Here is a 24,074-nt window from a genome sequence, read left to right on the forward strand (position 1 = left end):
ACCTGAAGACGGTGGTTTCTGTGTAAAAAAAGCCTGCGTGCCTTGGGAGTTTCAAAAGCAATTTGGTGCGACAAAAGCTATTGAACATCGGCCTGTATCCACACTCTTCCCATCCACGTGTCGATCAAGTACCATCCGTTCCACTGCTCTTGCGCTTGTACCTTTTGAGGCGTAAGTCCGCCGACGGGAGCTTTGTCCAAAGGGCTTCGATACATCGCCGCTTCCTTTGTAAGCTCAAGAAGCCGCTCCGTTTTTTGCGCCTCAATCGGCATTTGTCCGGCGTCGACCCATTTGTCGCCTGCCCAGGTGCTCACTTTGCGCCAATTGCCCCATACCGCGGAGGTTTGTACCGTTTGCGACGTAAGCGATAGCGCCGTGCGGATCATTTTACCGTTCCGCGATTCGTACAACCGGGCGGTTTCCGGCAAATAAATTCGCCCCTGCTGTTCCCGCTCCGTTCCTTCTGTCTGCGTAGCCATAAAGCTATTGATTCCATTCACGACACCCTGCGTCAATCGGTCCAAATAGCCGGCATCCGATAATTTCTCATCTTCCTCCGGGTTGGTCATGAACCCCATTTCCACCAAAATGGTCGGTACCTCCGACCAGTTGAATCCGGACAGGTCGGACCGCGGCACAATGCCTCGGGAAGCCGCTCCCGTAGCAGCCAGCACTTCGTTCAATACGTCCTGAGCAGCCTCTTTGCTTTGGGCGAATATTGGCCGGCTCCAGTCGCTCCATGCGGGATAAAGCAAGGAAATGCCTTTCGTCTTCGAAGAACCGTCCCCGTCGGCATGGACGCGAACCGCCAAATCGGCACGCGCCTGGTTGCACACGGCCGCTCTTTCTTTGTTGGAGAGATCCACTTCATGCGTATCACGGGTCATGCGTACTTGATAACCGAGGGCTTCCAGCTTTGCTTTCATCAGCAGGGATGCCTCTAAGGTTACGACATATTCCGGCTTTTTCGTTTTTACTCCTCGGGTTCCCGAAGTTACCTTGGCCTTCATTTCCTTTGCCCCGGGACCTACGGGCTCAAGCTCGTTGTTCCCATACAGCTGATGACCGGGGTCCAGACAAATGACCGGTTCCTTAGAATTTTTGGCTTCCGCACTGGCCGCCGGACCAATGGACGCACTCAGCAGTAAACCCGTTACGACGACAATAAACCCTAATCGGCGTGTCATTGAAGCTTCACCCTTTCGCTTGCGCTGCGTTTCATGAATCATGTTCATTGCGCTTCCGTCCGCTTCTTGTACGGTATCCAGAAGTCTCCTCCCCAAGTATGGATCAAAACCCAATCATTCCACCGTTCCAATGTACCGATCTTTTGAGGCGTCAGCATGCCTGCCGGTTCCTGATTCTCTGCGCCGGGACGCTTGAATAAAGGCGTCGCGTCCTGCAACTCGATTTCTTGGACGAATTTCTCGGTGTGCCCTTGAAGGTAAGATGCCTTATCGAGATGTACCCACTTCGTGCCCAGCCAGGTCGATATCCGGAACCAGTCCCCCATACGGGCATCCGAAACGACCGGTCCGGCGGGAGTCTCGCCCCCTGTAGGAAAAGATTCGTTAGGGCGGTTATACAGCTTGACCGATTCAAGCAGTTGGAGCTTATTCTCCACCGTCTCAATAGGATAGCGTTGTCGCGACAGCTTGTAGCCTTCCGAAGCCAAGAATAGGCCCATCGTCTGATTTTCCGCCCAAATGTCGGTAAACGTCCAGAGAGGCAGCGCCGTTTCCTCATGATACGGCCCCAACTCAGCCGTAAACCCGGGGCGTCCGAATTGAGCGATAAACCAGTCCGTAAATCCTCCCCCGGACGGATAATCCTCCGGCTTGACCAAGCTATATCCTGTCATACCACTTAGGGTTGCAGCCATTTTCCGGTCCCGCTCCAAGTTCTCCGGCTTGGTATGAAAATGCCAATACAAGACGCGCCCGGAAGTATGATACGATAAGGCAATTTCCGGATCGGCGTCGTAAGTAAACCGGATCATGCTTTGCGCTTCCGCCGTTTCCGCAGGCTCCGAGCCCTTGTAATTTTTATACATCGGATATTTGGTCGAGTAGCGAATTCCGGTCCATTCCGCGGGATACTGCCGGTTAATGTCTATACCTTGCGCATTGGCTTTCCATCGGCTGAAATCGGCGCTGCCACCATTCATGCTTAACAGTCCTGGCCTCGCGCCTTCGGGAAAGGCATCGAGTCCCTTTTGCTGAAGCGTCACGCCGTCCGGGTTTACCATCGGAATAAACCAGATCGAGCAGTGATCCAACAACTCCCGAACCACATAGTCGCCATATTTCATATTATGCTCGTAGGCATAAGCATAACGGTCGATCATATATAAAATGAGATTCGTCCCCATCCACTCTCTGGCGTGCTGAGACCCGTCAATTAGAACGGATGCTTCGCCTTTGCCCAGCTTGACCGCTATAATCTCCTTACCGTACGCGGTTTTGCCGATCGGCTTGACTTGAATGAGCTCCGGATAAGCTTCCGCCAGCTTACGGATATGCTCTGACATTAAATCGTACGTGTAGGCTTGGTAAGGGCTTACAATTTCTTTGTTGACCGCCGGCTTCTCATCTGCAAAAGCGCTCTCATTTCCCAAGTAGCCGGTAGCGACGAAGAGCACCATAACAGCTGCCGCTATCGTTGTTCTTTTCCGCTTTGAATGCAAGCTCATCTCACCTGTCCCATTTCTGTCGTCTCATATTAGGACTTATTAACTAGCAACTGCTAGTTCATTATAGTAGATTTATGGCATAAAATATATATTTTTTAGGTAAATTTCGACAATTTTCAACATTTCACCTGCGCAAAAAGAGGTAACACGATTCGCATTTTTCCGTGCTTGGCTGCATTGGCCGACAATAAGCGTCAGTACCGTTCAAAGTTCGCCATGGCCTGCCCCATGAGCCGTAAGCACAAAAAAGAGTTGAGGACCAAAGCCTCAACTCTTTTTTGTGTCCGACCATAGTCAGATGAAGCGGATTATGATAAAATAAAAACCATCAAGTTTCATTATATGATATTTAGTTTCGTAAGATGAAACAAAAGGAGAGATGACGATGGATCAGGATCGGAGTGTGAAAGCACGCGTTCAGGAACAATTCGGCAAGCATGCGGAGAAATATGTGGCCAGCGAGGGACACGCGCAAGGGGATGATCTTGAGGTACTGCTTCAGTGGCTCGATCCCCGGCCCGAGTGGCAGGTGCTCGACATCGCGACCGGCGGAGGCCATGCAGCCGGGAAGCTTTCTCCCCACGTCCGGTACGTTGTTGCAACCGATCTGACCCGGCCCATGCTCGACGCGGCGGCCGCTCACCTTACAGGCCGGGGATGCGATAACATTCTGTACACCGTCGCGGATGCGGAGCATCTGCCGTTTCTGGACGCCGCGTTCGATGCGGTCAGCTGCCGGATCGCCGCGCATCATTTCCCGAATCCCGCGCTCTTCATGCAGGAAGCGGCGCGCGTGCTGAAGCCCGGCGGACGTTTCGTGTTCATCGACAACGTCGCCCCGGAGGATGAGGCCTTGGCCGCCTTCATGAACCGCTTCGAGGCCATGCGCGACCCAAGCCATGTCCGCTGCTTGCCGGTCAGTGAATGGAAGGCGCTGGCCGAAGCGTCCGGACTGCGCGTCGTTCACGAGCAAATGGGCCGGAAGCGGCACGCTTTTCCGTCCTGGGTGCGGCGGACCGCCGATACGGAGGAGCAGGCGCGGCAGGTCGAGCAGTTTATCCTTGACGGCTCCGCTTCCAGCCGCGAATACTTTTCCGTGCAGGCCGGCGAAGGCGCGGACGGGGCGCTGCAATCGCTGCAAATCGACGATTGGCGCGTCCTTCTGGAGAAAACGGCACAGCCGTAACGTCTATTCCGACCCCGCTAAGCGGGGTCCGGCTCTCCCGTGCCGCCGCCGGAGGCGCCATACGTCACGTGGCTCTCAAACGACGGATTCAGCGGCACGATCATGATGTGCGTCTGCCCCGGCCGGAATACGGCTTCGCTGCCTTGCTCGTAATAGCGGACCGGATCGTTCGCCTTATCCCGTCTCCACTCCAGCGACTTCACCTTGCCCTGCCGGAACAGCAGCGCCGGACCTTTGCCGGTCAGCCGAACGTCGAGGCGGCCTTCCTTATCCAGCACTTTGTGATCGGTGCCCATCACGACCACATTGGAAGCGCTCAGCGGCTGATCGTTGTTCAGATCGGTATGCTTGCTGCCGTTGATCGACCGTTGGTACTTGCCGCTGGCCGCATCATACTCGTAAGAGACGACATAGCTTTTCCACAGAAAGGTAATATCTACTTTGGGAGCATCCTGCGCCGCCGTCCCCATCGCCCCGACCGCTTCCTCCTCGTTTTTCGCAAAGGCGTATACCGGTCCCGTCGGACCTTGCTCGTCCAGCCCCCGCTTTTGCGCACCTGCGCGGATGTTCTCCAGATTCGTATACAGGTTGTGCGGAGCTTTCCGCGACTTCTCCCGCCAGAAATAAGGCCCGGCATTCGTAATCTCGTCCAGATCGGCGATCTTCTCTTTCCGAAGCTGCTCGTACGCATCCGGACTGCCGCCCGCATGCACCTGAATCGCCCCGAAGGTTTTACCGATATCGATAAAATAAGGCCGAATGCTGCGCACCGGGCCGATCGGCTCCGCGAACGCGCTGCTCTGGAACAGCGCCACGAGACGCGTCACTTCGCCTTCGGCCAGCACTTCGAACAAGACGTCCGCCTGCGTCAGCCCGCTTTGCGGCCTGGCCGCGGGATGGTTATTGATCATGACCATCACCGGCCGGGCGTTGCTGGGCTGTGGCAGCATCATCCCGGTCAACGGCGCCTGATAGGCCGGCGGCTGGACCGGTGGCGTCGGCGGCGGGTCCGCAACGGACTTCTCCGGCTCGACCGGCGCAGCGACGGGCTTGTCCGGCTGCCCGCCGCCCGTTAGGCTACAGCCTGCCGCCGTCATGGCGAGGCTGCCCGCCAGCAGCGCGAGCCTCCCCCGCCGCCAGAACCGTCTCCATCTTCTCCATCCTCTTCGTTTCATACACGTCACCTCATCTGCATGTCCTCTAGTAATCTATATTCTAGCGAGGCTTGATTTAGAAGCGATTTCGCGCAAAAAGACGAAAGATGTGCGCTTTTCAATATATTTAACGCGCTTTCTTCCCAAAGGTTCCCAACGACCTCCGAATCTCCAAACAAATCGCAGCAGGGAAAAAGGAAAAATTGTCGAAAATAACCATTTAAGATGCCGCCGTTGTCCGAAATCGTACCGACCGGCTTGATCAGAAGATTACGTTTGCGGTTCGCTAGTCCATCGCCATCAGGAGGTGTCTTATGATTGAAGTTCTTCCCCTGCTGCTGAACATCTTTATCATTATTCTATCGATCTTTTTTTATCAAATCGTTTGTCTCGACAAAGACAGGCCGGAGCGTACCAACCGGTGGTTTCTGCTCCTGTTCTCCATCGTAGCGATGGCCATGTGCATGGCGTTTCCGATTCACTTGTTTTCCGGGCATATTTTCGACCTGCGCTATGTGCCGATTCTGCTTTGCTATTTGTACGGGGGCCACCGCAACCTGCTTTATATTTCCATCGCCTATCTCGCCTTCCGGTCGCTGCTCGGCGGAGAAGGTATGGTAACAACGGTGGTCGTGTATGCGATTGTGTTTCCGCTAATGATCATCTTCGGTCCCTTTCGACCCGCCCAGCGCAAAATCAAGCGCGTGCTTCACGGCATCGGTTTAACCCTCGTCTGGGCGCTTACAGCCGTCGTGTTCTCCAGCTTTCGCACCGGAAGGGAAGAGCTTCTCTTCAGTTGGTTTCTGATGTATTTAATCCTTGTTACGACCTTCACGATGGCGATGTCACTTTTTATTTTGGAGGGAATTTATGAAAAAATGAAGCTGCGCAAAGAAGTGGAGCGCGCGGAGAAAATGTATCTTGTCGGAGAGCTCGCCGCCTCGTTCGCCCATGAAATCCGCAATCCGCTCACCGTTGTAAGCGGCTTTTTGCAATTGATGGGCAAAAATCAGATTGCGGAAGAAGCCAAACCCGATTACTTGCGTATGATGATCAACGAATTGGAGCGGGCCCAAGCAATCATTTCGGATTATTTGGCGATTGCCAAGCCGAAGACCGATTCGATCCAACTTATCCAATTGGAGCCGTTGCTGAGGCAAATCATCGAGTTGATGTCCCCTTACGCGCTCATGAACACGGTCAGCATCGCCAGCTCCATCGAGCAGGGCCTTCAGCTCAAGGCCGATGCTTCCCGGCTCAGCCAGTCGCTGATCAACATTGTCAAGAACGGCATTGAAGCGATGCCCGACGGGGGAACCTTGGAAATCAAAGCGTACCGGAAGCAGAGAAAGCTTTTGATTGAAATAGCGGATCAAGGCATCGGCATGACCCAGGCGGAGATCGACCGGCTTGGCACCCCTTTTTATACGACCAAAGAAAAAGGCACCGGCATCGGTACCATGGTCGCGCTCGGCATTATCGGAAGCATGGGCGGCCGCACCGAAGTGCACAGCGAGAAGGGAGCCGGGACGACCTTCACGATCATTCTGCCCGTGCGGTCGAGCACGGTCTCAGAATGAGCAGTAGGCTTGCGAACGGTCGATCAAGCGCGAACGCTCGAAGGCGGCACCCTCATGGGCATGTCCCGCCGACGGGTTCAGCAGCTGCGCGGTCAAATCGGCCAGAGCGACTTCCGCGATGTCCGTGCGCACCGGTCCCCACGCCGCGGCATGACTCCGAACGTAGCTGACAGCTTCGCAAACGGACAACCCCTTCAGCTTCAAAAAGACCGAAGTCCACCGCACGATATCGGCGTACGGCTGCGTGTTCGGCACAATGTATTCCGACCATCCGTTCACGCCGTGGCAGGACAGCTTCAGCAGTCCGCAGTTGCAGTCGCGGCAATTGCCCGCGATGCGCGCCTCAATCAGCCGACAGTCGAACCGGTAGACCTCGATAAGCCCGATCCGGCTCGTCGACAAGACACCTTCGTTAACTTCGGGCAGGGGATCGCTTAATTTCAACATGAGCATTCTCTCCTTTTTTAGGGAAATATGGGGTGTTTTAGTTTAATAAAAAACAAAAAGAAGCCCAAGAGCAGAGAAACTCTACTCTCGGGCTTCTACCACGGGAAATCACACAGGCTGCAGAGGCACGATCGTCGTTCTCTCTCAATCCGCTTACGAGGTTAGCTGTCGGATTCGGGCTTGAGAGTGCCCTACCCCTGCGCTTGCAAAACAAGCGCGAAAGGATTCACCCCATGAAACCGTCCTTCTCATCGGCGGTTTCGATTGGTTCCCCCGCTTCCCGGTTCGGGAATTCAGCGTTTGGTTTGGAATATCAAGTTATTGACATGAATCATACGCCGGTTGCGGCGCAAAGTAAAATCCGAAACCGCACGCTATTTTTGATCTTTTTGCTTTTTTGGCATGTGGAAACGGATTCATATGGAATCGGCATGGATTATCGATACAAAAGCTGCGTGATTCGTCACTTTTCACCTTTTTCAAGAAAATCGAAGAAATACAGAGATTTATGCAGAATAACGGAGATCGGCATCATCTTTCTCCTTCCAAATATATCCTAAGGCCGAATATGCGCTGCGACGTTTCTTTACACCGGCTAAATCGCAGGCGTATGATACGACTCAAGTTGATTCGCAAACCCAATCACATCGCTTAATTTCCTTACCAGGAAAGCGGGGGAACCAAAACAAGCGATGCGGCGCACACCGAGAGCCGTGCCGCCCATCGCATTGGGGTGAATCTCGATCGCGCATGCCGCACATGCGCCAGAGTAGGGCGACTCTCACCGCCCGAATCCGTCAGCTAACCTCGTCAGCGCAGTCGAGAGAGGCATCGCTATTCGCGCGTAAGACACGGCTTGTTCCGTGCCTTGGGAAGCCGCGGCGGAGCTCGTCTATTCCCGCAGGCTTCTTTCGTATCGCCTTCTCTCCTCATATCCCTTAGGAGGAGAAAATCATGGAACAGGAACAGCAATATATTTTGGTCTCGGCCCCCAACAGGCCCGGCGAAGCGTTTATCCGTCAGCTCAAATTCGGCAGCATTCCGTTTGCGGTCATCGTCAACAACAAAGCCGAACAGACCCGGCTGCAAGAGCTTGGGGTCGAGCGAATTGTGATGGTGGATACGAACGAGGAGAATACGTGGCTCGTCCCCGAATGGCCTGTCGGCAAAGTGTTTTTGTTCGAGAACAGCCTGACCCTGTGCTGCCGCTATATCCGCATTTGCCGCACCTGGACCTCGGAACCGGTGTATGTCATTACGCAATCGAATCATCCGCGCTTGATTTATAAAGGGCTCGGTGCCAACTACGTGATTCATACGAACAGCGGCGAAGTATCGTTTCTGATTCATTCGGCGCACGAATAAGCTAACTGAACATCCACGCACCGAGACTGAGCGTTCCGTACTGATACTTCTGGTACAGCAGCTTCGCTCTTCGGCTCCGGTCTGCCGCGCCCATCGCAATCAGCAGAGGCACGAAGTGCTCTGCCGTCGGCACGGCCAAGGAAGCATGCGGCGCCCGCCGCTCGTAATCGAACAAGGCATCCAAATCCCATACCGTAATCCGGTCGTACAGCCAGGCATCGAATTGCTTCGCCCATAGCTCGGCGGCATCGTCCTGCCAATGCAATGCGCCAAGATGATGCACCGTCCCGCCGCTGCCGACGATCATGATCTCCTCGCTGCGCAAAGCTTGGAGCGCCCGGCCGATCCGGTACTGCTCTTCCGGCACCAGCAGCGGATTTACGGACAGATGGACGACGGGCACGTCCGCCGCGGGATGCATGAGCGAGAGCAGCGTCCATATGCCGTGATCGAGTCCCCGGGTATCGTCCACCGCGCATGCGATCCCTTCGGCGTCAAGCAGCCGTCGAATGCCCATCGCGAGCAAAATATTCCCTTTCGCGGGATAAGCCATACCGTACAGCTTCTCCGGAAACCCGAAAAAATCGTGCAGCGTATCCGGCTCGGCCGCCGCGCCGATCGTCTGGACTTCGCTTTCCCAATGGGCGCTGAATACGACAATCCCTTCCGGCTTAGGCAGCTGCGCCCCCAGCGCTTTCAAGAAACGGGAATAGCTATGCGGTTCCGTCACAAGTGTCGGCAGGCCATGAGCGAGAAAAAAGGACGGGTACATTCGCGCATCATTCTCCTTTTCGATGAGCTGTCCGGAATGCCAGATCTGTTATATCGTATTCATCCGCTGACGGAGAGGCGCCATTCCTTTCTCAGCTCCAGAGCTCGATCCGGCTGGTCGATACGGCAATCGCGCCGGCGTTAAACAGAACGGGCAGCTCCTCCTTCTTTTCGACGAACCCGCCCAAAATGATATCGAGCCCCGTTTCGTTTTTGATCAAGTTGAGTTTGGGATAAGAAAAACTTGGTAAAATCTCGATATAGTCCGGCTTCACTTGAGCGGCCGAATTAATAATCGTGCGGATCGAGTGGGAATCGATAATGAAGCCGCGCTGAATGGCGCTCAGTCCGTATTTCTTGGCGTGGAGCAGGCAAGACGTCCGGGTGCTGATGATCCCGTCGATTTTAATCACCTTGGATAAAAAATGAATCGAAGCTTCGTCATCTTTAATCCCTTTCACCATCTCCAGGTGAAGGTATATTTTTTTGTTCGCTTGCTTGACCGCCCCTACGATGCTTTGTAATTGGATCAATTCCCCCTCCAACAGAAAAATGACCTTGTGCGGCGAAGCGAGCGCCTTCTCCAATTCTTTAAATCCCCGGACAGCGGGAATCATGGTGTTCGGCTTCAACATAAAATCCTCCTTCGATCAAAATATGAGTTCTCTCACGGTGCATATGATACTATCATAAACGAAAATAGAATGAATTATTTAGAATTTTTTAACATGCCGCTCCCGATTCGGAAAACAAGCGAAACCGTGCTGCCGCCCTTCTCCTGAAGGAGGGTGCGACAGCACGGTCCGGTAACTGCTTATTCTTCGTCTTTCTCCCACAGCATTGTGCGATCCACGGCTTTTTTCCAGCCCCGGTACAATTTCGCACGGGTCGGTTCGTCGATGCCCGGCTCGAATACGGTGTCCGAACCGGCGCGCGCCGCGATTTCCGCTTTATCCCAGATGCCGACGGCGATTCCCGCCATGTAAGCGGCGCCAAGCGCAGTCGTTTCGGTAATTTGCGGTCTTTGTACGGCAACCCCGAGAATGTCCGCCTGGAATTGCATTAGCAGGTTGTTCGCGGTCGCCCCGCCGTCGACCCGCAGCGATTGCAGCTTCAGGCCGGAATCGATCTCCATCGCCCCCAATACGTCCTTCGTTTGGTAGGCCAGCGAATTCAGCGTAGCCCGGATCAGATGCTCCTTCTTCGTTCCGCGCGTCAAGCCGAAAATCGCGCCTCTGGCGTACATATCCCAATAAGGCGCCCCGAGTCCCGCAAAGGCCGGTACGACATAGACACCGTCCGTATCCTTAACTTTGCCCGCATAATACTCGGAATCGGACGCCGAGTCGAACAGCTTCAGCCCGTCGCGCAGCCATTGAACCGCTGCACCGGCGATAAAGATGCTTCCTTCCAGCGCGTATTCCACCTTGCCGTCCATGCCCCAGGCGATCGTCGTCAGCAGCCCGGATTTTGATTCGACGGCTTTCGTGCCTGTATTCATCAGCATGAAGCAGCCGGTGCCGTACGTGTTCTTCGCCATCCCCGATTCGAAGCACGTTTGTCCGAACAGCGCCGCATGCTGGTCTCCCGCCACGCCCGCAATCGGGATTTCCGCGCCTCCGAACGTATGCGGGTCGGTGGAGCCGTATACGCTTACCGACGGCTTGACCTCCGGCAGCATCGAATGCGGAATGTCCAGCTCCTGCAACAGCTTTTCGTCCCAGCAGAGCTGTTTGATATTATAGAGCATCGTACGGGAGGCGTTCGTGTAATCCGTCGCATGCACTTTGCCGCGCGTCAAATTCCAGATGAGCCAAGTATCGACGGTGCCGAACAGCAGCTCTCCACGGTTCGCCTTCTCCCTCGCCCCTTCGACGTGGTCCAGCATCCACTTGATTTTCGTTCCGGAGAAGTAAGCGTCTACAACGAGCCCCGTGTTCTCCCGGATGTAAGACTCCAAGCCTCTCTCCTTCAGCTCATCGCAAAACTCGGCGGTTCTGCGATCCTGCCAGACGATGGCGTTGTGAATCGGTCTTCCCGTATTTTTATCCCAGATGACCGCCGTCTCCCGCTGGTTGGTAATCCCGATCGAGGCTATTTCCTGCGGGCGCACGCCTACCTTTTCAAGCACCTCGCGCGCAACACCGCTTTGCGTTCCCCAAATTTCCATCGCGTCATGCTCGACCCAGCCGGCCTTCGGGTAAATTTGCGTAAATTCTTTTTGCGCGGAACCGACAATGCTGCCGTTATGATCGAACAAAATGGCGCGCGAGCTGGTCGTTCCTTGATCGAGCGCAAGCACATATTTTTTATCCATGATGATGCCCTCCCGTATAATTAAAATGTTGGATTTACATATAGCCTATGCGTCAGCTTCCGAAAACCGCATAATAAAATAGCGTTCCGAGCGAGCCGCCGACCAGCGGACCGACGATCGGAATCCAGGCATAGCCCCAGTCCGAAGAGCCCTTTTTCCCGAGCGGCAGCACCGCATGCGCGATGCGCGGACCCAAATCGCGGGCCGGATTCATCGCATAGCCGGTCGTTCCTCCGAACGAAAGGCCGACGCCGACCAGCAGGAAACCGACAACAAACGGGTTCAAGCCTTCGGTAAATTTGTTAGCACCAATCGCCAAAATGCAGACAAACAGGATAAACGTCGCCAGCACTTCGCTGATCAGGTTCGCGAACGGGCTCCGGATGGCAGGTCCTGTCGCGAAGGTTCCGAGCTTCGCCCCGGTATCCTCGGTCGCTTTCCAATGCGGCAAATATTGCAACCATACCAGGCAAGCTCCCAGAAACGCCCCGATGAATTGCGCGGCAATATAGGACGGAACCTTCTCCCACGGGAATTGTCCGGCCATGGCCAGCCCGATGGTAAAGGCGGGATTCAAGTGCGCGCCGCTGAACCGGCCGACCGCAAAAATCGCAATGGCGAGCGCGAGCCCCCAGCCCATCGCGATGACAATCCAGCCCGAATTTTGCGCTTTGGATTTGTTCAGACTCACTCCGGCACATACCCCATCGCCGAATAAAATTAAAAGCATCGTCCCCAGCAATTCTCCCATAAACGGAGTCATCGGCCTACCTCCCGGTATTATGTTTTGTTTTGTAAACCCTTTCAAACATTCGCTTTAAAGAAAGACTTCCCCGTTTAAATTGATCATAGGTCAATATGTCTTGCACCCGAGCCCTTGCATGAAGAGCCCCTCCTTCCCAGGATAAGACAAAAAACAGCCATGATCCGAAATGTGGAAAGCTCCACTTTGGACGATGGCTGTTCTCATCTTCTCACAGCAAAACTGTTTACTTGTGATTTTTATTATAGTATAAGCGCATCGTTTCGTAAACCCTGTATCCCCAAAATTCCATTTATTTGAATGCTACGCCAATTGCATCCTAAGTGAACCGTATCTTGTTAAAGAAAAATCGGTTGTTACCGTTATCCTATGTGTTTATGATACGATACATTCTAGAAGAAGCAGGACAGGAGGCATGACATGCGCAAGCTCGTATTTTTCCTGGGTCCCGCCGGTGCGGGCAAGACGACCTTGGCCAAAGCCCTGGCCCGCAGACGCCATGCGGCCTTATTCGATATGGACACCTTATCCCGGCCCGCCTCGGAGGCGATTATGACCCTCTCCGCGCTTGACCCGAACGACCGCGATTCCGACGTTTACAAAGTACGCTGCCGGGATCTGGGCTACCGCATCACGATGGACGCCGCACTGGAAAACGTGGACCTCGGCGTGAATGCCTTCGTTATCGGCCCGTTCACTCGGGAGCTCGAAGATCAGGTATGGCCGGAGAAGGAGCTGCAGCGGATCGGCGCGTCGCTGAACGACGTAGACGTCAAAGCGATCCTCGTATCGCTCCCCGGCGAGCAGCATTACCGGGAGCGCATCCGGGACAGAGGCTTAGCCCTGGATGCATGGAAGCTGGAGAACTGGAGCGAATTCAGCCGCTCCCTTGCGGTTCGGGAAATCCGATGGAAGCTGCCGGCCTCATCGATTCTCTCGTTCGATAACGCAGGCCCGCTCACGGAAGAAAAGCTGCAGCAGGTCGAGCGGTTTATTTACGGCGACGACTCGGAAGACTAGGGCGGTACTCTAACCCAAAGTAAAAGGCCCCTCATTTTCGAGGGGCACCAGCGTGTTGAGGAATTGGTTTAACCAATAGAGGAAGATACGGAGGTGGGGTATCCACTGGAGAAGCGATAGCGGCCGCCTTTGTCTTCGGGAAATTTCCGCTGCTAAGCAGCTTCTAATCAAAATTCCCCGATGACAACAGCGGTCGGAAGTGGATACCCCACCCCCTCGTACTACCTGTAGTGCTCCCCGGCCACTTCCTCACCAAGCTCAAAAGGCCCCTCGTTTCCGAAGGGGCCTTTTTATCGCTATCATTACAGCTGCGCTTGCACCCAAGACTCCAGTTCCGTCAGCGGACGGACGCCTACTTGCGTACCGACCTCGACGCCGTTTTTGAACAGCTTCAGCGTCGGAATGCTCATCACGCCGTATTGTCCGGCCGTTTCCGGATTATCGTCCACGTTCACTTTCGCAATCTTCACCGTATCGCCGAGCTTGCCGTTCAGCTCCTCAAGTATAGGGGCGATCATTTTGCAAGGACCGCACCAAGGCGCCCAGAAATCGACCAGCACCACACCTTCTTGAATCGCATCCTTAAACTCTGCATCTTTGACATTGACAATAGCCATCTCAACCACTCCTTAGATTAATTTTTAGGTTTAACGCAGATTTTCCATATTGAATCCGAACGGAAACCGGGAGGCCGGGGCCTTCCACCCGCTCGGTCCGGGAAGGCTCGGCTTCCGCCCTCCCGCCGCTTGCGCGGACGCCGAGGGCAGCATGGCGCTCAATTCTTCAAACCATGCCTGATCCCGGGTCTGCAGCGCCAGCTCGATCAGATCGTGCAGCGCCGCTTCGTCCGCAGGCAGTCCGTCGGGTTCGGGCAGCCGGGTTACTTTCGACTGCCGGGCCTCCGTCACAAAGCCTACCGCTTCGTCGCGGTCGCATTGCGTAATCCGAACCCGCAGCGCGCCATTTCCATCCGTCCATTCGACGTATCCGATAAATCTTTCGTCCTTCCAGGAAGTCCCGCTAACCCAGTCGCCTTCCCGAATCAGCCCATGATTTGCAGCTGCCATGTTGATCACCCTCCCTTTTTAACACCATTAAACGGTTATGAAGCCTATGAAACGACTGAAACTATTTTGATAACAGTTGCGTTAAAAAAATTTAGCTCTTTCTCTGCTGCTTCGCGAGGACGCGTTCCAGCACGTCTTGAATCGTCAGCCGCTGGAGGTACGTCAGCATCTGCTCCTCTGCTTCCGTGAATATATGATCCATTACCTCGGTCATATTGCAGGCGACGAGGCAGTCCTCCTCCACATTCCCAGAGCACCAGGACGGCTTAATCGAACCGAACGACGTGGCGCGGTAAATCTCGGCAAGCGTGACCTCATCCGGCTGGCAGTTTAACGCAAATCCTCCGCCGCTACCTTCCTTCGTCGTCACATACCCCTGCTTGCGCAGACAGCCCATCACCTTGCGTACACGGGCCGGATGCGTATCCACATTGTGGGCAATCATATCGCTGGTAGCCATATGATCCGGCCGATAGGCGAGCAGCACGAGGCTGTGGACGGCAATCGTAAATTCGCTGTTCACCGGGCGGCTCCCTTCTCTCCGTTCGCTTACTGTAATTATAATAATAACAGTTACTTTTGTCAAATCCGCTAGTGCGCGGTTCTCCGAACGACAAAAACAGAGCCGCCCCTTCCCGGAAATCGGCTCTGTCCGTCTGCGCCCGATTATTGATAGAAATTGCCGCGGGCGAAGTTTTGATTTTGCTGCGATTGAAAGCTCACCTGATTCAATTGGGCGACCGTTTGCTCCAGTTGGTTGCAGATTTGCGCCATTTGCTGCATTTGCTGTACCGCTGTCTGGTGGCCTTGCAGCGCCGTTTGGATCACTTGCACCGCATGCTGCTCGCGCTGCGACAAAATTTGCAGCTGCTGTGCATTTTGCTGCTCTTGCTGGAGCAGACGCTGATAATTCGCGCTCGCTTGATCTGTTTGCTGGATCAATTGTTGAATCATTTGCTGGCATTGGTTCAATTGCTGCGTAGCGTTGAACATGGATGGAACTCCTCCTTGGCATGCTTTCTGGAAATGGTTGGCTTCTACTTTAGCCCATTTTAGTATGCATGATCCTTTTCATCCTTATTCATCCCCTACACAAAAAACTTCCGCCGCTCCCGCCACGCTTACAGCGTCCATTCCTCCGACAACTGCACGTACAGCTCGATCAGAAAAGCCGTCGACTGGGCCGCATACAGCTCCCGTTCCAGCTCCAGCTTGGTTCCGAGCCGCTCGGCAACCTGTCTGGAGAGCTCCTCGCGCTTGAACTTATCCAGCGAAGGCAGACGCTCCACGAACGTGGACAGGAGCAGCCAGTCTTCCCGCTCGATCCGGCTGCGGAACGTTTCGGACAGCTTGAGCTCATACGTCAGGCGAATACGATTCTTGGCCAGCCACTTCTGAGTCCGCTTGCGAAGAGCAAGCCGCTCATGCTGCATATCCCGAATGACGAGCGTGCCTGCCGCCAGGTCGCCGATCCGTTTGTCCATCGGATGGAAGAACATCCACAGCATGCCGACAAAATAAAAGGACGGCAGGAAATCGATCAACCGGAAAAAATTACGGATGATGGCCGACAGCAGCGTAACCGGCTGGCCGTTCTCCTGAATGACGCGCAGGCCCAGCCATTTTTTGCCGAACGTTTGCCCGCCCATATAATATTCCGCCAACGCGTAGTAGCAGCCGATCAATATAAAGCTGAGCACGATCAGAAAAGCGGCCGCATATTCCCCAAGCGCTTCGTCCAGGCCGATGTCCAGCAGCATCAGGATCAGACCGACCAGCAGGCTGATGGCCCCGAAAGCTGCCAGCAGCAGCAGGTTGTCTATGAGCTGAGCGGCCGTCCGGCTGCCGATGCCCGCCGTCCGAAATTGGAGCCGGACATGCTCCGGTGTCACGATCGACGCTTCCCTGATATTCACCTCGTTCATTTCCCCGCTCCTTCTTTCCATTTTTGTGGTAATATTGAACTATTCGAGAGACGGAAGGAGATCGTCCCACCCCATGAACATTCAGCGTTTTATCCGCGAGCATAAGCCCGTATGGTCCGAGCTTGACGGATTGCTGGCCTTATTCGAGAAAAAGCGCCGCACGGTGCAGGCGCCGCAGGTCGACCGGCTGACCTTCTTGTACCGAACGGCCTCGGCTCACCTGGCCTACGCACAAACGTACTACCCCGGCGACGAGATCGGGCTTTACCTCAATCAGCTCGTAGCGCGGGCACACCATACCCTGCATGCCGAACAGTGGAAAACGTCCCATCGGCTCGGCGATTTTTTCAAGAGCCGGTTTATCGGCTACGTTCTGGAACGCAAACGGTTCATTGCACTGGCGTTTTTGCTGTTTATGGTCGGAGCGCTGTCCGGCTTCGCCGCCGTCTGGCAGGACCCGCTGAATTTGTATGCGCTCGTATCTCCCGAGATGGCCGACGGCATCAATCCCGATGCGGTGGGCAAAAACCACGGCGAAGTGCAGAGCGCCGTCATGTCTACATCCATCATGACCAACAACATCCGGGTCGCCGTTCTTGCGTTCGTGAGCGGCATCACTTTCGGGCTGCTGACGGTCTACGTGCTGTTCTACAACGGCATCCTGATCGGCGCGTTAACCGCCGTCTTTTGGCAGTCCGGCAAAAGCTACGTGTTCTGGGCATACATTTTGCCGCACGGCGTCATCGAGCTGACCGCCATCTTCATTGCCGGAGGCTCCGGCTTGTATATGGGCTACCGGATGATCAATCCCGGACCGTATACGCGAAAATATATGCTTTTGCGCTCCGTCAAGGAATCGGCGCTCCTGATGGTCGGCACGATTCCGCTGTTCGTCATCGCCGGGATGATCGAAGGCTATATTACGCCTTCCGGCTTGTCGCTGGAAACGAAGTATATCGTCGCGGGCGCCACGCTGATTGCCCTGGCGCTGTATGTCGCCTACGGCCGTTTGAACGAACGCAGGCATACGCGACTTGCGGCCGAAGGCGCCGTCCCGAAGGACGAAGCCGGGACGACGACGGCGGACCTCTTCTCCTCCCCGAAATCTATATCGAATCGTTCGATTTAAGATCCAGATACCGGTTGACCGCCGTCCAAGCCAGCTGCCCGACGGGAACGTCCACGATGTCGATCCCGCCGGCCGCCATCTCGGCAGCGACCGTTTGCCGGTCGACGGCGAACTTGTGCGCCACGCTTTTCACATAAGCCTGGCGCCTGCCCGCCGTCTCGGTCGACGCCCACCGCTGCAGCACTTCATCCCGCAGCCCGAGCAGCAAAATTCGGTGCTGGCGCTTCAGCCGCATCAGCAGCGGACGCAGCCCTTCCTCGAACATATAATTGTCCATATCGGAGAACAGGACGGTCAGGCTCCGCTTCTTTTGCACGCGCAGCAAATGCTGCAGGGCCGTGCTGTAGCTCGCCTCCACAAAATCGCTCTGCAGGTTGTAGACTGCCGCCGTCAGCGTCTGCAGATGGAGAAGTCCGCTGCCTGGCGGCACATACGTCTTCACCCGGTTCGAGAAGGCAAGCAGCCCCACCTTATCCCCTTGCTTGAGCGCCACGGCAGCAAGCGCCAGCGCCGCTTCGAGCGACACGTCCAGCTTGGTCCGGCCGTCCAGCTCGATCCCCATCATCCGTCCACAGTCCAGCAGGATGGTGACGACCTTGCCCCGTTCGGGGCGGAACACATTCGTCATCAGCGTGCGGGACCGCGCCGACGCTCTCCAGTTGACGAACCGCGGGTCGTCGTCGGGGACGTATTCGCGAATCGCGTGAAACTCCGAGCCGGACCGCTCCTTCCGGTAAATCCGCCTTCCTTCCAGCGTCAGCTGATTCTGCATCGAAGATAAGATGCCGCGGACCCCCGACATATCGGGATAAATGCGGATGATCTGCTCCAGCTCCACGCGCGCCTGCTTCTCCCACAGCCCGATCCGCCCTCTTAATCGAAGCCATACCGCGCGAAAAAGATATTCTCCTCGCTCGCGGCCCAGCGTCGTATAGTGAATTTCCGCCGCCTTCCCTTCCCAGGCGGTCGTCAACGACTCTCCCGGGGAACGAAACGTCTGCGGCAGGTCGTCGGCCACCGTCAGCTTCAACGACATCGGCTGCGGAGCTTCCGCGCGCACCGTTACCTCGAACAGGCTGCCGATATCGGCCTGTTCGGGCAGGCTGCGGCTGACGCGCAAGCTGCGCCGCCTCGGAAGCAGCGACAGATCGAGCACGCTCAGCCCGAGCAGCACGCCGCAAACCAGCCACTGCACGGCGGCTCCGGCCCCGTTCCCGGCGGCATAGCCCGCGCCTACTAGAACCGCCCCCGCGCCTGTCAGCAGGGCCATGCGCGGCGTCGGCACGATCAGCCGCTTCTCAATCGCGTCAGCGAGGGACCGGAATCGTCGCCAGCGTTTCCTGGATGAAGTGGTCACCGGTCTCTCCCTCCAATTCAACCTGCGGCGTCAGCAGCAGACGGTGCCGCAGCGCCGGAACGGCTACGGTCTTGATATCGTCCGGCGTGACGAAGCTGCGCCCGTCCAGCAGCGCCCAGGCGCGGGCCGCCGTCATGAGCGCAATCCCCGCCCGCGGGCTCGCGCCAAGCAAGAGCCGCTTGTCTTCGCGGGTTTTGCGGATGATCACGGCAATATATTCGACCAGACTGTCCTGTACGACCACCTCTTGCAGTTCCGCACGAAGCTGCTTCAGACGGTCCAGCGAGAACACGGCGTTTTCCTTCCTCTCCGCTGTGGCGAAGAAAGGAACGTGTTCTTTTAAAATCGCAAGCTCCGACTCCATATTCGGGTACGATACGGTCAGTTTGAATAAAAAACGGTCCAACTGCGCTTCGGGCAGCGGGTACGTGCCTTCGTACTCCACCGGATTCTGCGTCGCGATGACGAAGAACGGATCGGGCAGACGGTACGTCGTGCCCTGAATCGTCACCTGCCGTTCCTCCATCGCTTCCAGCAGAGCGGCTTGCGTTTTCGGAGGCGTACGGTTAATCTCGTCGGCCAGCAGCAGGTTCGTAAAGACCGGGCCGCGCACCGTCTGGAATTCGTTGTCTTTCATATTGAAAATCACGCTGCCGGTAATATCGCTCGGCATCATATCGGGCGTGAACTGCACCCGGCTGAACGAACCGTCCGTCAATTCGGCAAGCGTGCGCACCATTTTCGTTTTTCCAAGCCCAGGAACTCCTTCCAGCAACACATGCCCCCCGGCCAAAAAAGCGGTCAGCAGCAGACGAATATTGTGCCGCTGTCCGATCACGCTCTTCTCCATCTGTTCCAGCAACTGCTGCAATCGGCTCACTCCCTCTCAAGTCTACGGATCACGCCATCGGCCATCCGGCTATCTTTCTCGAACTGCTTCGGCGAATAGCCCGCCGCTTCCTCGGCTGCTTCCCAGCTTCGCATCACCGCCGCGAGCTGCTCCAGCTCCGCTTTGCTCAAGTGCGGCTTGGCTGCCGCAAGCGCCTGCGTGACGGTCGCATCAAGGCGTACGCCCCAGCGCTCGCGCATGAGGCCGCGGATATATCTCGCTTGATGTGCCAGCGCTTCCCGCGCAAGGCCGCGCCGCTCGTACCACCCTGCGGCGGCGAGCAGCGTCTCGTCCCCGCGCCGCACCGTCCATTCGCGCGGAGTGTAGGCCGGCCCGAAGCGCACGCCCTTCATCCAGAGCCACATCAGCGCCCCCAGGGCCAACTGCAGCAGCACGGCGAGCAGCCAGCCGGGATATACCGCAAACAGGCCCGGTTTTTCGTAAAGCCCGTGATGATACTCGTCGAACCACAGCGCCCCGGTCTCCGGGCTTGTCTGCAGATACGGCCGGATCAGCTCAAAATGCGAATGCTCCAAAATGCTATCGTTCCGCATCCACTCCGGGACAAGAAGCAGCGTAACGCTGCCCTGTCCGACCGCGGCGCGTCCGGCAATAATACCTCGCTCATCCTTCAGCAGCGGCTTCAAGCCCGGCGCTTCCTTCAGACGATAGGCAGAGGCGACCTTTCCGCTATGTCCTGCGCTCGACTGCTTCGTCAAGTCGGTGATCGCCACTGGGCCCGATTCGGCCTGCCCCGTCCTCGTTAGGGGGAACGCCTCCAAATCTGTCGGAGCGTCAGCGAACAGCACAAGCTCGTTGCCCTCGCTTACCCATGTGCGGATCTCTTCCCATTCCTTGGCAGCCAGTGGTGCATAAGGCTGAATGACGATCAGCTTTTGGCGCCCCCCGCTTGGCAGCGAGCGCCAAGGCTGCTTCCATGCCTTGACGGATACGCCCTGCTCCTTCAGCAGCGTGAACACGGCTTTCGTACCGTCACGGTCAGCGGACGTCGACAGATACGGAGGAAGATCCGGCCGATCGGGCTTCACCAGAACGTAGCCGAACAGCAGAAAGGCGACGACGCTGAACGCTAAAGCGATCTGCAGCTTGTTCCGCTTAAGCATAGCCCGCCTCCTCCCGCCGGTACGGCGCCAACAGCTCGGTCATCCGTCCGTATTCGTGCGCCCCCGCCGTGCCGCCTCCGTAATAGACGAGCTCGAACAAAGAAGCGGCTTGCTTGAACGACTCGACCGCGCCCGGCTGCCGCTCGTACAGCTCCTCGGCATATTCCCGGTTCGTCTTCCATCGCTCCGCCCGCACCCATTCGCGTTCGTCCATCAGCAGAAGCATCGCCAGAAACGTCCGGCGCACCGCCTCCGGATAGTTGCCCTCCGCCGCGCATTCCTCCGCTTCCCGGAACAATGCGGCGAAGGAGCGGTCCAGCTCCGCGGCGCTGCGGAACACGCTGCGCCGTCGGCTGCGGCGAAGAAGGATCAGGCTGCGTACCAGCCAGACGATAGCCGCCACAAGGACGGCAAGCAGGATGCCGAGCAGGACGTAGGCGAGCACCTTCGGAGTGCCGGGCGGAGCGGACACGTCCGGGAACAAGTCCAGCACCTTCCGCCACATCCGCTTCAGCCACTCGAGGACGGGGTTCCGCCCGTCGCCTTGCAAATACGCCGTGTATTCGTCGCGTTCCAGAATGCTTTCCAGCTGCTTTTTCTCCGCTTTCCAATCGTCGTTAGTCATCTTTCTTCTCCGGCTCCTTCGAACCGTTGGCATCGGCAGGCTCGCGTTCCGGCGACGGGTTCACGGGACTTCCGTCTTCCTGTCCGGCAGGCGTAGTCATGCCCGGTGCACGAACGGCCTCATCGGCAGATCCGGCCCGATTCTGCTCAGCTCCGCTCATGTGCTCCGCTGCCGCCTCTCGTGCCGCTTCGTCCGTTTGCACGGTTCCCGCAGCAGCTTGGGCCGTCCCATCCGGTCGCTCTGCCCCTACAGGCTGTGCAAACCTATCCGTCTGCACAGGCTCCACAGCGTACCCTGCCCTAGCTTCCGCAGCATACGCAGAGTCCCCGGCTTGCGCGGAACCGGCCGCATATCCCGCTTCTCCCGGACCGCTGTATGACCCGTACGACTGACCAGCGGCAAGCATCTGCTCCAGATCGGCTCCCTCGTTGCGCACGCGCAAGTCGAAGTACGTTACCGCATAAGGGATCATATAGATCGGCGTGATCAGCAGCGTCAGCACGATATAAATCAATTGGCCAAGCAGAGACAATTTGAACACCGCGATCAACAGCGCATAAGTCCCCATCATAAAGACGCCGTAAATGATGGACAAGACGAAGTAAATACCGAATATACGCCAAAAGTTCCCTTTGGTCAGCCTCCAGCTCCGGCCTAACGACGAAGGGGCGCCCTCCAGCGCTATGACCGGCAAATAAAAGCCGAAACGGACGGCGAAAAAACCGATCCCCGCCATCATCAGCAACGCGACAAGCAAATACATGAAGACCAGCAAAACAACCAGCACGATGCTGCTGCCGAACGGGTCGGAACCGATTTCGGCAATGCCGGTTCCGATTCCCACGGTTACGACGAGAACAATAATTACCCCGAATACAACAACGGTAGAGATTGCCGTATACACGCCCATGAGAATCAATCCGAACAGCAGCGTATTGCCGACCATCGGCCAATAACGGGAAAATGAGCTTCTCAGCAGCTCCTTGAAGCCCACGGAAGCTCCATTAGCCGCGGCGCGGACCAGGTGAAGCTGCGACGAGACTGCAGCCGGAAACACAGCCAGCATGTATAATGGCATCAGCAAGAACGAAAACAACAGCAACCCTATACGCAGTTCGTCGCCCGATCCGCTGGCTTCGGCGAAGCGGTCTATCGAATCGGCAATCGTTTCCCCGGATTCCGGAAGGAGCGAAACGCTGCTCACATCGAAGAGCACCAGGTTTTGCAAAAGATAAAGCGGGCCGAAAAACAGCAGCATCAGCAAGAATGTCACCGTAAAATGCTTGCGGTAGATCTGAAAGCTCCTGTCCAAAATCGCACCGATCCCCATCGGCCTTTCAAATGAAATCATTGGTTGCTCCTCCTGCCCCACATATTCGACATCATTATACACGAACTTCCAACGGGATAGCACCAATAAATTACAGAATGCAAAAAAGCCGGCCGTCTGATTCGACGGCCGGTCCGGTGCAATTATGGGTGCTTAAGGCTTCACGTCATACATCTTGTACAAGCCGTCCAACATCAGGTTGGCAGCTTTGACGCCGCCCGCCGTATTCCAAATGACATCGTCCACTTTGAACACTTTATTGTTCTTGACGACCTTCAAGTTTTTCCAGAGCGGATCGTTCATCCATTCCTCTTCCTGCTTGGTCCCTTTGCCGTCGCCAGTCTCGTAGGTGAAATAAATGACCCGGTCGGCGGCTTCAAGCTCCGTCAGCCGTTCTTTCGTAATGTCCTCAAACGCCTTCTCGTCGTTCTTGGCATCGGAGCGGGCAATGCCGATTTGCTTAAAGATAACGCCGGTAAACATGTTGCCGTAGTAATAACGGGTTTTACCACCCATGAAGCGGACAACGGCTACTTTCTCGCTCAGCTTACTGCCGGCTTTTTGCTTGAAGTCCTCGATCCGCTTGTCGAAGGCGGCGATGATCTTGTCGCCCTCGGCTTTTTTGTTCAGTGCATCCGCATACAGCTTGAAGTTGTCTTTCCATTCGCCGCGCAGCGTTTCCGAATAGACGGTCGGCGCGATGGCTTTGAGCTGGTCGTAAATTTTTTCGTGGCGCATTTTGTTGCCGATGATGAGATCCGGCTTGAGCGATGCGATCAGCTCCAGGTTCGGCTGCTGCTCGCCGCCGACCGCTTTGACGCCTTCCATGTCGGCTTTGATATGATCGAACCACGGATTGCCGGTGTACGATTGCACCGCGCCGATCGGCTTCACGCCGAGCGCGAGCAGCGCCTCCGTCCCTTCGTTGGTCAAAATGACGACCTTCTGCGGGTTGGCCGGAACCTCGGCTTCGCCCATGGCATGCTTGACTTTGCGCTTACCATCCGCTGGGGCCGGTGCTGCGGCTTCTCCAGATTTGGCACCCGGCTGCGCTGCGGGCTTCTCTCCGCAAGCCGTCAGCCAGACGGACAATAATAAGACGACGGCAAGCAGCGCCGCCGGTTTCAGACGATACGACCGATTAAGGGAAAACATGTGCAACCTCCTGATCTCTGGTTGTTCTTGATGTCTTCATTTAAATGTGAATGCCGCAAATGATTGATAATCATTATCATTTACTTGGTTAATATTACTGAGCATCGGCTTGCTTGTCAACTATTTTATGATAATGATTCTCAGATTCATTGACAGTTGAAAATGGTTCTCATACAAT

24 protein-coding genes and 2 riboswitches are annotated in these 24,074 nt (G+C 56.0%); of the genes, 5 read left to right on the top strand and 19 right to left on the bottom strand.

The window, feature by feature from the left end:
- Window positions 1–77: 77 nt before the first annotated feature.
- On the bottom strand, window positions 78–1,187 hold the full coding sequence (locus tag QMG93_RS30070) for an N-acetylmuramoyl-L-alanine amidase family protein (RefSeq protein ID WP_281943109.1): 1,110 nt from the start codon (window positions 1,185–1,187) through the stop codon (window positions 78–80).
- 44 nt (window positions 1,188–1,231) lie between these two features.
- Window positions 1,232–2,692, bottom strand: coding sequence for a M14 family zinc carboxypeptidase (locus QMG93_RS30075; protein WP_281943112.1), 1,461 nt, complete (start codon window positions 2,690–2,692; stop codon window positions 1,232–1,234).
- Window positions 2,693–3,077: 385 nt separating this feature from the next.
- On the opposite strand from QMG93_RS30075, the gene QMG93_RS30080 reads away from it, so the two are divergent.
- Entirely contained in the window at window positions 3,078–3,878 is an 801-nt protein-coding gene (locus QMG93_RS30080; RefSeq protein WP_281943114.1) for a class I SAM-dependent methyltransferase, read from the top strand.
- 17 nt (window positions 3,879–3,895) lie between these two features.
- Here QMG93_RS30080 and QMG93_RS30085 read toward each other — a convergent pair whose 3' ends face one another.
- Window positions 3,896–5,053 carry a DUF3048 domain-containing protein gene (locus QMG93_RS30085; RefSeq protein ID WP_281943115.1) on the bottom strand — a complete coding sequence of 386 codons (1,158 nt, stop codon included), beginning with the start codon at window positions 5,051–5,053 and terminating at the stop codon, window positions 3,896–3,898.
- A gap of 293 nt (window positions 5,054–5,346) precedes the next feature.
- Here QMG93_RS30085 and QMG93_RS30090 point away from each other — a divergent pair, with 293 nt between their 5' ends.
- A complete protein-coding gene (locus tag QMG93_RS30090; RefSeq protein ID WP_281943116.1) occupies window positions 5,347–6,612 on the top strand; it encodes an ATP-binding protein in 1,266 nt (421 codons plus the stop codon).
- Here QMG93_RS30090 and QMG93_RS30095 read toward each other — a convergent pair.
- Window positions 6,604–7,059 carry a hypothetical protein gene (locus QMG93_RS30095; protein WP_281943118.1) on the bottom strand — a complete coding sequence of 152 codons (456 nt, stop codon included), beginning with the start codon at window positions 7,057–7,059 and terminating at the stop codon, window positions 6,604–6,606. The genes QMG93_RS30090 and QMG93_RS30095 overlap by 9 nt on opposite strands.
- A 134-nt stretch (window positions 7,060–7,193) precedes the next feature.
- Window positions 7,194–7,368: riboswitch (cyclic di-AMP (ydaO/yuaA leader) on the bottom strand.
- 329 nt (window positions 7,369–7,697) lie between these two features.
- Window positions 7,698–7,890, top strand: a riboswitch (cyclic di-AMP (ydaO/yuaA leader).
- 123 nt (window positions 7,891–8,013) lie between these two features.
- Here QMG93_RS30095 and QMG93_RS30100 point away from each other — a divergent pair.
- Window positions 8,014–8,424, top strand: a complete 411-nt coding sequence (locus QMG93_RS30100) for a hypothetical protein (protein ID WP_281943120.1) — start codon at window positions 8,014–8,016, stop codon at window positions 8,422–8,424.
- A gap of 1 nt (window position 8,425) precedes the next feature.
- Here the strand turns inward: QMG93_RS30100 and QMG93_RS30105 are convergent, their stop codons facing one another.
- The 4 genes from QMG93_RS30105 to QMG93_RS30120 form a co-directional block, all read right to left on the bottom strand.
- Entirely contained in the window at window positions 8,426–9,196 is a 771-nt protein-coding gene (locus QMG93_RS30105; RefSeq protein WP_281943122.1) for a DODA-type extradiol aromatic ring-opening family dioxygenase, read from the bottom strand.
- Between the two features lie 91 nt (window positions 9,197–9,287).
- Window positions 9,288–9,830, bottom strand: coding sequence for a glycerol-3-phosphate responsive antiterminator (locus tag QMG93_RS30110; protein ID WP_281943124.1), 543 nt, complete (start codon window positions 9,828–9,830; stop codon window positions 9,288–9,290).
- Between the two features lie 179 nt (window positions 9,831–10,009).
- Window positions 10,010–11,512 carry a glycerol kinase GlpK gene (glpK, locus tag QMG93_RS30115; protein ID WP_281943126.1) on the bottom strand — a complete coding sequence of 501 codons (1,503 nt, stop codon included), beginning with the start codon at window positions 11,510–11,512 and terminating at the stop codon, window positions 10,010–10,012.
- A gap of 52 nt (window positions 11,513–11,564) precedes the next feature.
- On the bottom strand, window positions 11,565–12,275 hold the full coding sequence (locus QMG93_RS30120; protein ID WP_281943128.1) for an MIP/aquaporin family protein: 711 nt from the start codon (window positions 12,273–12,275) through the stop codon (window positions 11,565–11,567).
- A gap of 420 nt (window positions 12,276–12,695) precedes the next feature.
- Between QMG93_RS30120 and QMG93_RS30125 the strand changes: the two genes are divergently transcribed.
- A complete protein-coding gene (locus tag QMG93_RS30125) occupies window positions 12,696–13,295 on the top strand; it encodes an AAA family ATPase (RefSeq protein ID WP_281943130.1) in 600 nt (199 codons plus the stop codon).
- Window positions 13,296–13,597: 302 nt separating this feature from the next.
- Here the strand turns inward: QMG93_RS30125 and trxA are convergent, their stop codons facing one another.
- The 5 genes from trxA to QMG93_RS30150 all read right to left on the bottom strand — a co-directional run bounded on the left by trxA (window position 13,598) and on the right by QMG93_RS30150 (window position 16,287).
- Window positions 13,598–13,912: a thioredoxin gene (trxA, locus tag QMG93_RS30130; protein ID WP_281943132.1), complete on the bottom strand. Its 315-nt coding sequence runs from the start codon at window positions 13,910–13,912 to the stop codon at window positions 13,598–13,600.
- A 30-nt stretch (window positions 13,913–13,942) separates the two neighbouring features.
- Window positions 13,943–14,362, bottom strand: a complete 420-nt coding sequence (locus QMG93_RS30135; RefSeq protein WP_281943134.1) for a hypothetical protein — start codon at window positions 14,360–14,362, stop codon at window positions 13,943–13,945.
- Window positions 14,363–14,453: 91 nt separating this feature from the next.
- Window positions 14,454–14,885 carry an RrF2 family transcriptional regulator gene (locus QMG93_RS30140; RefSeq protein ID WP_281943136.1) on the bottom strand — a complete coding sequence of 144 codons (432 nt, stop codon included), beginning with the start codon at window positions 14,883–14,885 and terminating at the stop codon, window positions 14,454–14,456.
- A gap of 143 nt (window positions 14,886–15,028) precedes the next feature.
- Window positions 15,029–15,355, bottom strand: coding sequence for a hypothetical protein (locus tag QMG93_RS30145; RefSeq protein WP_281943138.1), 327 nt, complete (start codon window positions 15,353–15,355; stop codon window positions 15,029–15,031).
- Window positions 15,356–15,483: 128 nt separating this feature from the next.
- Window positions 15,484–16,287 carry an RDD family protein gene (locus QMG93_RS30150; protein ID WP_281943140.1) on the bottom strand — a complete coding sequence of 268 codons (804 nt, stop codon included), beginning with the start codon at window positions 16,285–16,287 and terminating at the stop codon, window positions 15,484–15,486.
- A gap of 73 nt (window positions 16,288–16,360) precedes the next feature.
- Here QMG93_RS30150 and QMG93_RS30155 point away from each other — a divergent pair, with 73 nt between their 5' ends.
- On the top strand, window positions 16,361–17,416 hold the full coding sequence (locus tag QMG93_RS30155; protein ID WP_281943142.1) for a stage II sporulation protein M: 1,056 nt from the start codon (window positions 16,361–16,363) through the stop codon (window positions 17,414–17,416).
- Here the strand turns inward: QMG93_RS30155 and QMG93_RS30160 are convergent.
- The 6 genes from QMG93_RS30160 to QMG93_RS30185 form a co-directional block, all read right to left on the bottom strand.
- On the bottom strand, window positions 17,394–18,773 hold the full coding sequence (locus tag QMG93_RS30160; protein ID WP_281943143.1) for a DUF58 domain-containing protein: 1,380 nt from the start codon (window positions 18,771–18,773) through the stop codon (window positions 17,394–17,396). The two genes, QMG93_RS30155 and QMG93_RS30160, sit on opposite strands and share 23 nt — an antisense overlap.
- Window positions 18,724–19,644 (bottom strand): AAA family ATPase, encoded by a 921-nt coding sequence (locus QMG93_RS30165; protein WP_281943144.1) that lies wholly within the window; start codon window positions 19,642–19,644, stop codon window positions 18,724–18,726. Before QMG93_RS30165 ends, QMG93_RS30160 begins: the two co-directional genes overlap by 50 nt.
- Window positions 19,645–19,649: 5 nt before the next feature.
- Window positions 19,650–20,786, bottom strand: coding sequence for a DUF4350 domain-containing protein (locus QMG93_RS30170; protein WP_281943145.1), 1,137 nt, complete (start codon window positions 20,784–20,786; stop codon window positions 19,650–19,652).
- On the bottom strand, window positions 20,779–21,411 hold the full coding sequence (locus tag QMG93_RS30175; RefSeq protein ID WP_281943147.1) for a DUF4129 domain-containing protein: 633 nt from the start codon (window positions 21,409–21,411) through the stop codon (window positions 20,779–20,781). Before QMG93_RS30175 ends, QMG93_RS30170 begins: the two co-directional genes overlap by 8 nt.
- Window positions 21,404–22,762, bottom strand: coding sequence for a hypothetical protein (locus tag QMG93_RS30180; protein ID WP_281943148.1), 1,359 nt, complete (start codon window positions 22,760–22,762; stop codon window positions 21,404–21,406). Before QMG93_RS30180 ends, QMG93_RS30175 begins: the two co-directional genes overlap by 8 nt.
- Before the next feature lie 132 nt (window positions 22,763–22,894).
- Window positions 22,895–23,896 carry an ABC transporter substrate-binding protein gene (locus QMG93_RS30185; RefSeq protein ID WP_281943150.1) on the bottom strand — a complete coding sequence of 334 codons (1,002 nt, stop codon included), beginning with the start codon at window positions 23,894–23,896 and terminating at the stop codon, window positions 22,895–22,897.
- Between the last annotated feature and the right edge of the window lie 178 nt (window positions 23,897–24,074).

The organism is Paenibacillus tyrphae, assembly GCF_027925525.1.
GTDB classification, from domain to species: domain Bacteria; phylum Bacillota; class Bacilli; order Paenibacillales; family NBRC-103111; genus Paenibacillus_G; species Paenibacillus_G tyrfis_B.

Bases quoted from the DNA above. Each gene is read 5' to 3' on its own strand.
- QMG93_RS30150 (WP_281943140.1), bottom strand. From the start codon at position 16,287: ATGAACGAGGTGAATATCAGGGAAGCGTCGATCGTGACACCGGAGCAT.
- QMG93_RS30070 (WP_281943109.1), bottom strand. From the start codon at position 1,187: ATGACACGCCGATTAGGGTTTATTGTCGTCGTAACGGGTTTACTGCTG.
- QMG93_RS30170 (WP_281943145.1), bottom strand. From the start codon at position 20,786: ATGCTTAAGCGGAACAAGCTGCAGATCGCTTTAGCGTTCAGCGTCGTC.
- QMG93_RS30095 (WP_281943118.1), bottom strand. From the start codon at position 7,059: ATGTTGAAATTAAGCGATCCCCTGCCCGAAGTTAACGAAGGTGTCTTG.
- QMG93_RS30135 (WP_281943134.1), bottom strand. From the start codon at position 14,362: ATGGCAGCTGCAAATCATGGGCTGATTCGGGAAGGCGACTGGGTTAGC.
- QMG93_RS30100 (WP_281943120.1), top strand. From the start codon at position 8,014: ATGGAACAGGAACAGCAATATATTTTGGTCTCGGCCCCCAACAGGCCC.
- QMG93_RS30155 (WP_281943142.1), top strand. From the start codon at position 16,361: ATGAACATTCAGCGTTTTATCCGCGAGCATAAGCCCGTATGGTCCGAG.
- QMG93_RS30075 (WP_281943112.1), bottom strand. From the start codon at position 2,692: ATGAGCTTGCATTCAAAGCGGAAAAGAACAACGATAGCGGCAGCTGTT.
- QMG93_RS30090 (WP_281943116.1), top strand. From the start codon at position 5,347: ATGATTGAAGTTCTTCCCCTGCTGCTGAACATCTTTATCATTATTCTA.
- QMG93_RS30185 (WP_281943150.1), bottom strand. From the start codon at position 23,896: ATGTTTTCCCTTAATCGGTCGTATCGTCTGAAACCGGCGGCGCTGCTT.
- QMG93_RS30145 (WP_281943138.1), bottom strand. From the start codon at position 15,355: ATGTTCAACGCTACGCAGCAATTGAACCAATGCCAGCAAATGATTCAA.
- QMG93_RS30125 (WP_281943130.1), top strand. From the start codon at position 12,696: ATGCGCAAGCTCGTATTTTTCCTGGGTCCCGCCGGTGCGGGCAAGACG.
- QMG93_RS30110 (WP_281943124.1), bottom strand. From the start codon at position 9,830: ATGTTGAAGCCGAACACCATGATTCCCGCTGTCCGGGGATTTAAAGAA.
- QMG93_RS30105 (WP_281943122.1), bottom strand. From the start codon at position 9,196: ATGTACCCGTCCTTTTTTCTCGCTCATGGCCTGCCGACACTTGTGACG.
- QMG93_RS30120 (WP_281943128.1), bottom strand. From the start codon at position 12,275: ATGACTCCGTTTATGGGAGAATTGCTGGGGACGATGCTTTTAATTTTA.
- QMG93_RS30175 (WP_281943147.1), bottom strand. From the start codon at position 21,411: ATGACTAACGACGATTGGAAAGCGGAGAAAAAGCAGCTGGAAAGCATT.
- QMG93_RS30180 (WP_281943148.1), bottom strand. From the start codon at position 22,762: ATGATTTCATTTGAAAGGCCGATGGGGATCGGTGCGATTTTGGACAGG.
- QMG93_RS30085 (WP_281943115.1), bottom strand. From the start codon at position 5,053: ATGAAACGAAGAGGATGGAGAAGATGGAGACGGTTCTGGCGGCGGGGG.
- glpK (WP_281943126.1), bottom strand. From the start codon at position 11,512: ATGGATAAAAAATATGTGCTTGCGCTCGATCAAGGAACGACCAGCTCG.
- trxA (WP_281943132.1), bottom strand. From the start codon at position 13,912: ATGGCTATTGTCAATGTCAAAGATGCAGAGTTTAAGGATGCGATTCAA.
- QMG93_RS30080 (WP_281943114.1), top strand. From the start codon at position 3,078: ATGGATCAGGATCGGAGTGTGAAAGCACGCGTTCAGGAACAATTCGGC.